Source organism: Oxyplasma meridianum (assembly GCF_038024865.1).
GTDB classification, from domain to species: domain Archaea; phylum Thermoplasmatota; class Thermoplasmata; order Thermoplasmatales; family Thermoplasmataceae; genus Oxyplasma; species Oxyplasma meridianum.
This window is the reverse complement of sequence record NZ_CP133772.1, coordinates 692,861-705,544: the sequence shown is the minus strand read 5'-3', so window position 1 is coordinate 705,544 and position 12,684 is coordinate 692,861. Positions and strand designations below refer to the sequence as shown.

The 12,684-nt window shown below is 38.1% G+C and carries 15 protein-coding genes and 1 pseudogene; 6 read left to right on the top strand and 10 right to left on the bottom strand.

The genetic code is table 11. The annotated features are described in order from the left end of the window. Positions 1–2: 2 nt before the first annotated feature. From OXIME_RS03590 to OXIME_RS03575, 4 genes are all read right to left on the bottom strand, one after another. Positions 3–878, bottom strand: coding sequence for a hypothetical protein (locus OXIME_RS03590; protein WP_393972106.1), 876 nt, complete (start codon positions 876–878; stop codon positions 3–5). Positions 879–889: 11 nt separating this feature from the next. Then, positions 890–1,552, bottom strand: coding sequence for a hypothetical protein (locus OXIME_RS03585; RefSeq protein ID WP_393972105.1), 663 nt, complete (start codon positions 1,550–1,552; stop codon positions 890–892). Between the two features lie 9 nt (positions 1,553–1,561). Beyond that, complete coding sequence (locus OXIME_RS03580; protein WP_393972104.1) at positions 1,562–2,101, bottom strand: hypothetical protein; 540 nt, start codon at positions 2,099–2,101, stop codon at positions 1,562–1,564. Between the two features lie 66 nt (positions 2,102–2,167). After that, positions 2,168–3,088 carry a hypothetical protein gene (locus OXIME_RS03575; protein WP_393972103.1) on the bottom strand — a complete coding sequence of 307 codons (921 nt, stop codon included), beginning with the start codon at positions 3,086–3,088 and terminating at the stop codon, positions 2,168–2,170. 274 nt (positions 3,089–3,362) lie between these two features. On the opposite strand from OXIME_RS03575, the gene OXIME_RS03570 reads away from it, so the two are divergent. From OXIME_RS03570 to OXIME_RS03560, 3 genes are all read left to right on the top strand, one after another. After that, on the top strand, positions 3,363–3,746 hold the full coding sequence (locus OXIME_RS03570; protein ID WP_393972102.1) for a hypothetical protein: 384 nt from the start codon (positions 3,363–3,365) through the stop codon (positions 3,744–3,746). 156 nt (positions 3,747–3,902) lie between these two features. Beyond that, positions 3,903–4,895 (top strand): ATP-binding cassette domain-containing protein, encoded by a 993-nt coding sequence (locus tag OXIME_RS03565; protein ID WP_393972101.1) that lies wholly within the window; start codon positions 3,903–3,905, stop codon positions 4,893–4,895. Continuing rightward, positions 4,892–5,698 (top strand): ABC transporter permease, encoded by an 807-nt coding sequence (locus tag OXIME_RS03560; protein ID WP_393972100.1) that lies wholly within the window; start codon positions 4,892–4,894, stop codon positions 5,696–5,698. The genes OXIME_RS03565 and OXIME_RS03560 overlap by 4 nt, the downstream gene beginning before the upstream one ends. A gap of 63 nt (positions 5,699–5,761) precedes the next feature. Here OXIME_RS03560 and OXIME_RS03555 read toward each other — a convergent pair whose 3' ends face one another. From OXIME_RS03555 to OXIME_RS03545, 3 genes are all read right to left on the bottom strand, one after another. After that, complete coding sequence (locus OXIME_RS03555) at positions 5,762–7,225, bottom strand: APC family permease (RefSeq protein ID WP_393972099.1); 1,464 nt, start codon at positions 7,223–7,225, stop codon at positions 5,762–5,764. Positions 7,226–7,308: 83 nt separating this feature from the next. Next, positions 7,309–7,611 carry an MTH1187 family thiamine-binding protein gene (locus OXIME_RS03550; protein ID WP_393972098.1) on the bottom strand — a complete coding sequence of 101 codons (303 nt, stop codon included), beginning with the start codon at positions 7,609–7,611 and terminating at the stop codon, positions 7,309–7,311. A 31-nt stretch (positions 7,612–7,642) separates the two neighbouring features. After that, the gene (locus tag OXIME_RS03545; RefSeq protein WP_393972097.1) at positions 7,643–8,275 is read right to left on the bottom strand and encodes an HAD family hydrolase; all 633 of its coding nucleotides are present in this window, start codon (positions 8,273–8,275) and stop codon (positions 7,643–7,645) included. Positions 8,276–8,398: 123 nt separating this feature from the next. Here OXIME_RS03545 and OXIME_RS03540 point away from each other — a divergent pair, with 123 nt between their 5' ends. Beyond that, positions 8,399–9,424: a zinc-binding dehydrogenase gene (locus OXIME_RS03540; RefSeq protein WP_393972096.1), complete on the top strand. Its 1,026-nt coding sequence runs from the start codon at positions 8,399–8,401 to the stop codon at positions 9,422–9,424. A 65-nt stretch (positions 9,425–9,489) separates the two neighbouring features. Next, positions 9,490–9,648, top strand: a complete 159-nt coding sequence (locus tag OXIME_RS03535; RefSeq protein WP_393972095.1) for a hypothetical protein — start codon at positions 9,490–9,492, stop codon at positions 9,646–9,648. 69 nt (positions 9,649–9,717) lie between these two features. On the opposite strand, the pseudogene OXIME_RS03530 reads toward OXIME_RS03535, so the two are convergent. Next, positions 9,718–10,419: pseudogene (locus OXIME_RS03530) on the bottom strand (sulfite exporter TauE/SafE family protein). 487 nt (positions 10,420–10,906) lie between these two features. Between OXIME_RS03530 and OXIME_RS03525 the strand changes: the two are divergent. Beyond that, positions 10,907–11,857 carry a hypothetical protein gene (locus tag OXIME_RS03525; protein ID WP_393972094.1) on the top strand — a complete coding sequence of 317 codons (951 nt, stop codon included), beginning with the start codon at positions 10,907–10,909 and terminating at the stop codon, positions 11,855–11,857. On the opposite strand, the gene OXIME_RS03520 is transcribed toward OXIME_RS03525, so the two are convergent. Both OXIME_RS03520 and OXIME_RS03515 read right to left on the bottom strand, forming a co-directional pair. Continuing rightward, complete coding sequence (locus tag OXIME_RS03520) at positions 11,854–12,369, bottom strand: winged helix-turn-helix transcriptional regulator (protein WP_393972093.1); 516 nt, start codon at positions 12,367–12,369, stop codon at positions 11,854–11,856. The genes OXIME_RS03525 and OXIME_RS03520 overlap by 4 nt on opposite strands. A gap of 2 nt (positions 12,370–12,371) precedes the next feature. Next, complete coding sequence (locus OXIME_RS03515) at positions 12,372–12,644, bottom strand: hypothetical protein (RefSeq protein ID WP_393972092.1); 273 nt, start codon at positions 12,642–12,644, stop codon at positions 12,372–12,374. Positions 12,645–12,684: the final 40 nt, after the last annotated feature.

Below are 12,684 nucleotides of genomic sequence, written 5' to 3'. Positions count from 1 at the left end.
TTTCATATTTTCGACATAATTATGATGTAAATATTATAGGAAACCGTAGCAATAAAAAATCCATAAGCTACACCGGATGAATATAAAGAGGCCAGAAAACTATTTCTCTTGCTTTCCAGCTGAAAGATCAAAAACGTAATAAAAAGAATCAGGGCAGTAATTATGGCATAAATTAGAATTCTACTTAAAACTGAGAAACCGTATATCCAAACCATTGAGGGGGAGATAAAAAACAACGAAATTGCAATGAAAACTAGACCCTCCACATATAAAAACCATTTTCTTGAATTGCCTGTGAAGAATACTATAATTGAAATTGTAGCTTCAAAAATTGATATGCCCAGTACTATTGCCACAATGAGATTTATGGAAGAAGAGAAGTGAGGGATAAAGATCTGTATCCGGCTGTATGGAGTAAGAACAAGAAGCATACCAATCCATGCAGAAATGGCGTAAATTGAGGCAAGAAATTTATAAATAATATGGTTACTGTAAATTTCGCTTTTCTGGAACCTGCTGGATGGTGCAATGGTAGATTTTAACCCTTTCTGATAATCCATACTATAAACTTGATCTTTGATATTATGTTTAGATTTATTTGCAAGGCTACTAATTCTAGAACTTAAAGTTCCTAAGGTGTCTGAATAATATATGGTAAGATCGAAAACAGGTAAAACCCCATGATCAAAACTTAAGGGGGTGCAGAATAAAAAATTAAAATCTGTTAAATCCTTATGCGGTCGCCTAATGAGGGTAAAAAAAAGATCAAATTTAGAAAACCTTTTTTCCAAATAAATAAATATAATTATAGCTATGGCTGATGATACCAGATACTGTGGAAGGAAATATGCAAGATTAGTTAGATTAATAGTAAGCATAAGCCACCATATTACGTGGTTAGAGTAAGATCTATAGAGACCGTGTATTGAGTGAAAATATCAATACTATTTCCAGAAACATGAAAGAGGTTCAGGTTAAGTATGATCTCAGCTTGAAAAACGTTTCGAGGTGTTGTTGTATTATTGTTAACAACGGGCTGAAACATTATCCCCAAGCTAAGAGGATTACTCATATTCAGCACGGTATTTAAAGAAGGGCTTTCACTGTTTACGGTCCCATTATTGGAATGTAAGAATACTTCGGGAAAATAAGTGCCATTTTGAACAAAATAGACTGAAAAATTAGCCAGATAATTGTAGTTATCCAAAAGAGTCCTGAAGGTCAGGTTTGCACCTATATTGGAATTGCTTATAGATTGCAGAAATATGGCCTTTGAGTAGTTTACGCTGGAAAATGTGTTGTTCTGTTCAGGGCCACTCCATTCGTACCCTATATTGGCGTCTGCTGAAGTGTTATAATTATAGATTGATATAAATTCCTCAGGGTGATCATTTATTGAATAATTGGAAAGCCTAACAGCAGGTTCTTCATAAGATACAGTCTCTGGTATATATTGTGATGAGAAAATCGATGCAAATGAAATTCCAGATGGTAAAGCTATAGCTAAAACAATGACAATTGAGATTAACTTTACCCCCGGTGTAAATTTCATCTAGCCTCCTCAGTTAATTGAATAACTGAATGTTATTGATCCCGTTCCTGCCGATCCACCCATGACTAGAAAACTAAGGTACACGGGACTTGAGCCAGAATTTACCTGGAATGTTGCTGTATTATCTGTTGCTGAAACATTCACTCCAGTAATAGTTCCACCCACGACTTTGCTTTGAGATGTATTGTTGTAGTAGAGGAAAACCCCGGATGGCATAGACGATGTGCTTAAGGTAACATTCGCAAATTCACCCGATTTAAGTGTATTGTTGATCTCAAGAACATTGACAAGTTCAAGATAGCCGTTACCAGGAACAGAGTAAAGATCAACGGATACATTACTCGAGTTTGCATTATTCCCAATCAGCTTTATATAACCCAAACCATTTGCAATGCCATAACCCGGTCCTTTGGCAATAAATATATGATTTGAACCTGTATCAGATACTACAACACTAATAGGATCGCTGATGACAACCGAAGCAGTAGCCACAGCTGGGACCATCAAAGCTATAAAGATAACTAATATAGAAAGCATACTCCTTTTCATGTTAGCCCATTATACAGAGTAAATATATAAATATTTACGCATAAAGACTTATGAGATCAAAATAGGTCAGATTATGTCAAAAGGTACAACCGATCTTATTTCAATTTTCCAGCCTGAAAATCTTTCAAAAATGTTTTTCAATGTCAGAAGGTGCTGTTTGACAACGCCCCTGGAAACAATGGTTTCTATAGTTATATGATGATCAGAGAAACTCTGGATTTCCATAAAGGAGGGGTATGACTTAGCTAGAAATTCTTGAAGGTATTGAACCATAAGTTTGCTGCTACTCTTTCTAAAATACAAGCCCTTTTTGGCATCGATTTCAGTAAGTATTCCTTCTGGTTGATCAACCGACCCATCAAAATAATAGACTGAGTAGTAAGAATTGTCTGTGGACTTGAATTTCTGCTCTCTTGTCCACTTTATTGAAGATCTCGATACAAGGCCTATGTCTGTATCAGGAACATGCAATCTCACCGAAAGATAGTAAAGAGGAAGGATCTTATTAAGTTTAGAATAAATTGATTTCAACCCTGCTGACTTCCCAAGATAAACTATCTCAAAATTTTCAAATGCATCTGTGGCATCTACTAAGAATTTTGTTATCAGGTCCAATTCACTGGAATCGAATCTGAAATTCACAATGTGGGTTTTGGCGAGCAATATTTTATAATTGATAACTACTGACGGTATGGATACAAGTTCAGCGTAAAGTTTCAGTGGATCATATTCCTGGCTCTTTATTTTGAAGATCCAAAGATCTCCAGAACGAACAGATTTTGATTCACTAAGAAACATTTTTAACTCCCTGTCTTCTTCGTTTACATCCGAAAGATAAAAAAGGTCTTCTACCTGCCCATTTCCAATGGTAAGACAAACTGGAATTGGAGATCTTTCGAATGTACTGTATTGAAAAATCTTCTTGTTAGATTTAATATGTATTGTGCATTCCATGTCGAGATTTTTATCAACTTCGTCGATTAACAAGAGTGAACAAAAGTATACTTGAACCAATTATAAAAATCTTCCTTGAGGTCTTAACTCATGATACGAAATAATTTGATAGATATTAATTTGATAGATATATAGATTAAATCGGAAAATAAAAGATATGGGTAAAAGATTGAAAACTGAAAAGAGGCTGCATTAGAAAAGCTTGCATAAATAATGGAAAACAAACAATTAGTGTTGATCTGAAAAAAGGGAAAACTTACCCATAGAGGAAAACGATTTAACATTATGCGTAATCGTCCCTGAAATAATGTTTCCAAACGAGTTCATTTGGCAGGTAGATCAGAAATACGGTAATCTATCAGAGGAGATTAAAACATTCAACATGGAAAAGCCCGGATTATTCAATAAGAAGAAAAAGGAGGGGATGGAAATTGCAAGAAGAATTAATCTGTTCAAAGAATGGTTCAAGTGGTTTTTGGCAATGAACACAGTTGTACTTCCGGAGGGTTATGAGGTTCCAGCACGAGAATTCTATATCCAGATGACCCTGAAAATTGAAGCCATACCGCCATACAGACCTCTGCATCCAAAATTTCTCAGCATTGCAGCCCTCTTCACCTATGAGGAATTGTCGGATCTCTTTGGGAACATTTTTTCATCCAAGGTTCAGATGTTGATGAGAGGAAGGTAGTTAATTTCTTTATTTAATTAATTGATAAATCATTACAAAAGTCTTAGATATCGAAAACTAATAACGAACCGATATCGGGATTCCGTCTTCATTCATGTCTTAAATAGAGAACTGTTTAAATCCATGGAATAAACCGATGATAAATGAGGTGTGACAATGACTATTATTATTAAAACAGAAAATCTGACAAAAGTGTACAACGGTAAATTCACCGCCGTGAATAAACTGAATATTGAGATAGAAGAGGGAGAAATATACGGCCTCCTTGGGCCTAATGGGGCAGGAAAAACAACAACGATCAACATGCTTGTTACTAGGATAGCTCCAACATCTGGTTCGGCAATTGTTGCCGGTTTTGATATAGTGAAGAATTCACTGAAAGTGAGAAAGGTTATTGGAGTCGTTCCGCAGGACCTTACTACAGATGAAGACCTAAGTGGTTATGAGAACCTAATTATGGTATCCAAGTTTTACGATGTTCCAAAGCAGGATGCCATAGAAAGGATTAATAAGCTGTTGAAGCTAGTAGACCTCCAAGATTCTGCAAGCAAACTGGTAAAGCAGTATTCAGGAGGCATGAGAAAAAGGCTTGAACTTATAGCCGGCTTGGTACACGATCCAAAGATTCTATTTTTGGACGAACCTACCCTTGGTCTGGATGTCACAACCAGAAGCCTTATGTGGAAATATGTCAGGGATATACAGGAAAAATTGGATGTCACAATAATTTTGACAAGCCATTATCTAGAGGAAGTGGATGCCCTTTCAAATAGAATCTCCATAATTGATCATGGAAAGGTTCTTGTTACAGGAACCAGCGAAGAGCTCAAGGCAAAACTGAAAGGTGATATTATACAGATGACTTTCAAAACTCAGGAAGATGCAGAGATGATGAAAAAATACCCAAATTTGGTATCGTCTAAAGATTTAGGCCCTAACAGTGTGAGATTAACAGTTCAGGATTCGGATTTGGAAATGCCGGAGGTAATATCATATATATCAAATAATAAGTTATCTGTTACAAAAATGACTGTACAGAAACCATCACTTGATGATGTCTTCCTGGAGTATACGGGTAAAGAGATCAGAGGAGAGGAAGCAGGAGATTTTAAACAGACAATGTTCAATATGAGGAGGCTGAGAAAATGAGCGGTCTTGGTCCACTTACGTCCAGGGAGTTCAAGAAATGGTACAGGAACCCAGTATCACTGGTTACAGGTTTGATTCAACCGTTCTTCTGGATTGCACTCTTTGGAAGTGCCTTTGCAGGACTGGCAGATCTTGCTAAAGAGTCTGGTAGCAGCATATTGCAGGGGGCACCCAACTATATAACCTTCATACTTGGGGGCGTTCTAACAATAACAGGCCTCTTTACAGCAATGTTTACCGGTGTAAACCTGATTTTTGATAGAAGGCTTGGAACTCTTGGAAGATTTCTAATAGCTCCAATAAAAAGAAGCTCAATTGTATTTTCCAAGATATTCTCTGCAATTGCCAGGATTGTAATACAGGTTGCTATCCTTATTGGAGCTGCTTTAATATTGCCCAACGGCCTTAAATTTGCTCACGGTTTTACTCTGTTTGATATTGGGGTGCTTATTGCAGCAGTAATAATGATTTCCTTTGTATTCGCCTCAATATTCAATCTTATAGCAATAAGGATAACTCAGCCCAATACACTTTTTGGAATCCTCAATCTCATCAATCTACCATTGCTTTTCACAAGTTATGCCATGTTTCCACCATATCTAATGGCAGGATGGCTAAGAACAGTTGCAAAGTACAATCCTGTATCCTGGTCTGCGGAATCAATTAGGACGGTGGTGATAAACGGAACACTTACGGGATCACAGATGTATCAGCTAGGCATATGGATGTTAGGGTTGTTTATCCTGGCAGTTGTTCTTGTGCTTTTGACATATTTCATATCAGAGAGAGGAATAAGGGAATAATTCAAATTTTTTTTAAAAATAGGTCTAACCTAAAGATCCATACTTTTATTTTCTATCTATTCATCAGAGAGAAAAATCACCAATAAGATCGAGTTTTTGCTTGAACTTTGCTTTCATAATGACTGTTGCCAAAATTATTGCACCAATCCACGCTATTGATCCGTAGATTGCATAAACATAAGGGGCACTCAGGTCAAGATCTATTGCAATAAAGATTGCAAAAATAAGTGTGATGGATGAAATGGTCGGAATTATAACATGCTTCAGGAGACTGATCTTTTTTCCTTCCTTCTTTAGATATATATAAAGAGAGCTGTTGGTAAGAATATGTACAAGGTATGAAATTGGACTCTCAAGTATGAGAAGGAAAAGTGAGGAATAGATAAGTGCCTGCACTGGATCTCCAGGATTTGCAAGTTCAAACGCCACACCGGTTGCTATCACCACCCCTGTGGAAATAACGGCCACAAGCAGTGTTGCGAATGTTGGCGAACCATGCTTAGGATGGGTCTTGGATATCCTTTCGTTTATTACCTTCTCCCTGGCCAGTGAGAATAATACACGAGTTGCGTTGGTACCCAGTGAGACCGTTGCGGTGAAGTATGAGTTTATAACCAGTATTATAAGGATGGCATAAATTCCAGTGCTTAAAACTCCAAAATTCGTATGGTATATTGAAAGAACCGGATATGGATTGGCACTGTTGCCAAACGTTGACATATTGGAAAATCCCCAAGCAATCACCTGTGCGTAGGATGAGATGACTATGACAACACCAAGAATGATTATAGTTGAAATTATGGCAAGCGGTACATTCCTCTTTGGGTTTTTTGTCTCTTCCGCTATAGGTATGGAACCTCCTATACCCACAAAAGTTCCAATAGAATAGATCATCATTGTTGATAGTATGATGGGGTTGTTGCCAACAGGGGAAGGGGTAAATGGTGCGATTGTGAGGCTATTGTGAAATTTCAACAGAAGAAATACTGATGTTATCAGGAAAAATGAAAGCTCAATAACAATGGTAAAGGAGACGAATTTAAGCGATGGCTTGATCCCGCTGTATATAAGAACTGAAATAAGAGCCACAAAAACCACAGTAATGGGTATCCAGAGAAATTGCTGATAGGGGAGATTAATGCCCAGCTGAGGAAAAACTCCATAAACAAAACCTATAAAACCAAGTATGCCAAATCCCGTGAAACTTAAAAACTGATAGCTGACATAGGAAAGTGCCGTTACATATCCAGCACTGGGTCCAAGACCTCGACTCACAAAGGAATAATATCCACCGGAGCTTGAGATTTCCTTGGAGAATTCATACATTGAGAAACTCATCAGAGCATATATGGCAAGCGAGAGGACAAGTATAAGTGGTATGGCAAAAGAACCGTCGGGGTAGGAGGAAAATGTAAATGTCATCAGTGCGGCAATACTGGTAATGTAAAGTACAATCGTTCCCCCTGGGGCATTTAAGGCTGTAGCCTGTGATATTGCATGCCTGAGGCCAAGCTGATTTATTTTCAAGTGCTTTAAACTGCTTCCAGTTCTTTCCACTTTTGAGGTGATAATTTATGGATATTTGAAATTATGTTGCCTTCTGGCGATAATTATTCTTGTATTTTCTCTCCAATCGCCTCAAGTTTTCTTGATACTGAGTTCTCCAGATCAACCCTGTGATCTATCTTTATTATAGTTTCAACTCTTGGAACTCCAGATTTTATCAATTCGTTTTCTGCACCTGCAATTATCCTGAAAGCCTCCTCCACAGTCTCTGTTTCCAGCACTGTGGACATGCTGTTTGGATAATACCTTACACCGGATCTTTTAAAATACTCCAGGGCACTTTTCACATAATTAGCAGCAGAGACTCCTTTACCAATTGTAATATAGGTCACTTCAGCAAGAATCATAACTCATCGTTTAACCATTGCCTGATAGAAATTAAATCTTTTTAGTTTTATTGATAAATTTAATCAGAGGTATGATCTCCTTTATATCATCAATATAGAAATCGGCAATTTCAGTTTCTATTTCCCTGCCATGTCTCACCAGAACAGCTATGGCCCCTATCTTTTTTGCAGGTATAAGATCTGTTTCAACATCTCCAACCACAACAACCTCATCTCCTTTCAAATGCATTTTTTCTAAAGCTTTTATATATGGTTCCGGGTCAGGTTTTCCTATCTTCACATCATCTATGCAAACATAATCTTGGATTGGAAGATCCATTTTTTCCATCATGGTTCTCCTTGAGGAGGTGACGATGGATATAGCAAACCCATTCCTGTAGAGTTGATCAATGGTGGAATACACATCTGGAAAGTAGTGTACCTCCTTCATTGACTGCCTGAAGTTGTCCTCCTGCATCATCTCAATTTTAGATGGATTTCCTCCTATCCTTCTCACCAATTCCACGCCTGGTATTCCGATCAAGGGCCTTATTGTATCAGCATCTACGTTTATTCCCTCATGTTCAAACGCTTTTTTCCATGCATCTATCCTCAATTCAACTGAATCAAGAAGTGTTCCATCCAGGTCGAATATGCAACCCCTGATGATTTTAGAATTTGCCACTTATGTAGATTGCAGGAATGGACATTTATTTTTGTGATCATTTTAGCCAGTTGTACCTATCCCAATAAAGAAGGGCTGTTGTTAATTTGAATATGTCTTTAAGGCACAAATCCATATTCATTCATGGAAACAGCGGTGTTAAAGAAGATCAATACAGATCTTGATATTGAAGATGCGAGTATACCGGTGCCAGGCCCGCACGAAGTGATTATAAAACAGGATATGACCGGAATATGCTATAGGGACATACTCACAAGAGAGGGTTTTTTTCCCAGAGTAAAATTGCCCATAGTACCTGGTCATGAAATTGCCGGACATGTAAATGAAACGGGATCTGAAGTTAAGGGTTTCAAAAAGGGGGATTATGTTGCAAGCCTTATTTACCAACCATGCGGAAAATGTGAATTCTGTCTTTCAGGAAGAGAAAACCTGTGTCCATATAAGAAAACATATGGGGAAACCCTGGATGGCGCATATTCCCAATACGTGAAGGTCAGTGAGAATAGTCTCGTTAAAGTTCCTCAGAGTGTTCCAGCAGAATCTGCCGTTATAGCTGCATGTGTGACAGGTATGGTGTATCATGCCATAAAGGTGGTGGGAGAGATTAAGCAAGGGGACAAGATCCTGATAACCGGCGCCGGGGGAGGTGTAGGTACTAACGCCATTAGTGTTGCTAAGGCGCTTGGGGCTGAGGTTATTGCAGAGACTAGTTCGAAATGGAAGGAAGAAGATCTAAGGAAGATAGGCGCAGACCATGTGGTGGAGATGAGTGATCATTTTGCAAAGGATATAAAAGCAATTACAGGGGATGGTGTTCACATGGTTCTTGAAACTGTTGGTTTGGAAACATTCAATCAGTCGCTGAGATCGCTTCGTACTGCCGGAAAAATCATTGTAATAGGGAATCTTAGGCCAGAACCGGTTGCCCTTCCGCTGGGAAACATTATATTGAAGGGAAATTCAATACAAGGCAGCATAAGCTCAACCAGGGATGATGTGAAAAAAGTGCTGGATCTGACTGCTGAAGGAAAGATCGGACATATTTCCAATAAGCATGTTAACCTCAAGGAAATAAATTCAGCATATAGGCTGATCAAGGACCGGGAAGTCCTGGGAAGAGTTCTTGTGGACTTTCATGACAATAGATAATTCTTTATTATTCTAAATACAAATGTTTTTAAGACACCTTTATTTGCGGAAATCAAGGTGTTTATTTGCAAGAGACAATTTGCAACATAGAATTTGAAAACGAGGATGGCGAATTTGTAGCCAAGCTGAGGACTGAAATGGGTGGACTCAGAGAGTACACCGGCAGAACATTTGAAGAAGTTCTGAATTTTGTTATGCTGGAACTAGAGGAAGAGTTTGCCTGATTTTCTGAGATTATATCTGGCTACCTACTTGTTTTTATTCAATTTGTAAACGAATTGCCTAAGGCATTTCTAGATGCTTGCTATTATAGTAATGCTCTCGAGAATAGATACTAGCAGAAAAACGGATCCAAGGAAAATGTTTATGGTGATCTCTTTCATACTCAACGCTTTTCTGGCGAAATAGAAACCTGAAAGAAGGGAAACTGCACCAATAACCATTCCTCCAACAATATCAATTCTATTGATGGCAACATAACCTGCAGTTCCGCTGACAGCTGAAATAAACATTAAAAGTGTGGCAGTCCCCACCATGGTTTTCGCATCCAAGGAATATAGTAACATCATTACAGCTATGAACATAATTTTACCACTTGATCCAAGAGTTTCGGTCAATGTTTCAATTAAAAGGCTTATCAGGAATCCAAGTATGTATGGATGAGGCAGATTCATGTGTTTCAGGTTGATTCCTGATCTTGATCTCCTGAAGGACTGAATTGCCATCAGAAAAGCAACGATTGAAAATACAACTTCAAGGGGTCTTCCGCCTACGAATGCTGCCACATGTGCTTCAGCCTATGCTTCCAGCAGATCTTCGCCGCCAAGAATGACTGCTATTCTCAAGTTTATCCTGCGTTTCCATAAATAAACATAGACCACAACGGATGTTGTAATTACATCAACAAAGAGACCTGTCCCTGCGGCAATGTGGAAGGGGTACCCAAGAAATGTCATAAACGGCACAAAAACTATGACACAGCTGGATCCTGTTATTCCTGTGAGTATAATCGGTTATAACTTTAATTATTGCATATATTCTAATAATGTTGATCGTTACTGCCATATCAAATACCATCATCCTAAGGGTTCCCGAAAACCGTTCTCCCCTTTTTAACACCCAGAGTTTTTGCTAAATCTGACAGATAGCAAAGTGAACAACAACTAATAAATTTCCTTTTCCGGCAAAATGATTTGCCATTCCACATTCATAACTTTTATGGCAAATAAAGTCTAAAACGCTTCCTAAGCCCTCTCCAGAGAAATGGTTTGATTGTTATGCTATATCCATAATATTGCCTCATTAGCATGATCTAACAGCATAAATGTTCAATGTCCGCATGTGTCCAGGAATTTATGGTTAAAATCAAACAATTATAGAACTATTTTTTGCCGGGGTTTGAAGCTGAACTCTTAATTGAATGTAAATGTAGTGTGTAGTTGTACCAAAAAGAATTATGGGAAGAATAATATAACTAAAACGTTGAAAAGATTATTGGTTCTTTCAGTACTGTTTCTACTTGTTGCAGGTCCGGCTTTATCATATGCACAGACTCCACAGCATCCTGCAGGAAACATTACGCCATTTTCCTATCCCACTGTTGAGATCACAATCAATAAAACAACTTCATTCAACCTCTCCCTGGAATATGTTTGTCTGGTGAGGAATATAAGCAACCATACTTTTTTTTATTCAGCTGTATTGAGAATGGGGAAATGGAATGTCAATACAAATGGCGATAATATATCTTATTCATCCACACTATACATGAGACCAGAGATTCCCGGTAAATTGTTAACTGCTGGAAATAGGAATCCTGGACATAGCCAGAAACCTCTAACAGTTCACATGCAGGTGAACATTACAAAATCCAGTAGTGTTCCATTAATGAATACGTCGAACCAATCTGTCAATTCAACCATGAAAATTACGTATTACCTTAAATTCAATACTGAGATTCCCGGTTCAGGTTATGTGGTTATAGCCCAGGGAATAGCAGAAAACGGCAAGTTTCATTTATTTAACCTTGTACCTCATAATAACGAATGGGCAAAAATAAATCATGATTTTGACCATGGACTGATTTTTTCCAATGAAACAACAAATAACACCTTCGCAGAATTCTGGTGGATGAATTCTTACCAGCTGAACGGCAAACAGCAGAACCTCTCTTCAAATTTTACCATAGGGAATAAAAAGGAATCACTGATATTTTTCAGGTACAACTATACAGATGGAATCAGGACAGTTTTTCAGGACCCGTATTTCACAATATACGGACTCAACATATTCTCATATCCCATTTTAAAGCAGGATCTTGAAAAGGCATACAACTTTATTATCATACATCTGGAAGAACTTATAGCTGGATCAGCCATTGGTTCGGCCCTTATTGGAATGACCTACGCCTCCTACAGAAGAAGGAGAATCTAGGAATCTGATTCGTCCAGCAGGGAAAGAAGGTTTTGCTCCAGAGTGCCGATAAAGCCTTTTCTGTATCTCTTGATAACTTTTATAACATGATCCCTGTCTGTGAGGAAAATATGGTCTGTGCCGTTAACAACCTTTCTTGAAATTATACCATCCTTTTCCATGCTCTCAATAGCTTTCTTGATTTTCTCAAGTTTTGCCTTTCGTCCTCTTAAGATCTTAGAAGAATCAATTTCCCCAGATCTGATGATGCTTTGAATTATCCTTGATGGAATTGAACTGCGAAGGTAAAAAATTATCTTTCTATCCTGCAGGCTGCCCTGATCTGGAAGAAAGTATCTCCTGTTATTTCCATCCTCCTTGATAATTACTTTATCTGATTTTTCAAGCTGGTATAGATGGTATTCAGCTTGGCCCACAGCCATTCCAGACATCCTCTGTATCTCCCTGAAGTGAATTCCAGGATTCTGGGATATTATCTGAAGTATCTTATCACGGGCGGGGGTTTCAGCCAATTTCAGTTACCTCTCACTATTCCCATATAGAAAAGTGCCAGTATTGCAAGGTCAACAAGGACAAAAAGATCCGTGTCATAGGCTGCATATGGAATTATGTAAAATACCTGAAGAATCAAAGCAATGTCCTGAGCCAGTATAAGGGCGAATACGACTATTATATATTTCAGGATCTTCAGCCTCCGTTTCAGCCAGGCTGAAACTGTCACTGCAAGAAGGAAAATGGAGATAACAAGAGAAAGGGCTTCAAAGAATGTGGAGAGTTCCAACATCATTAATCAATAAGTAGGTTCCTAAAAATATTACTCACGTATT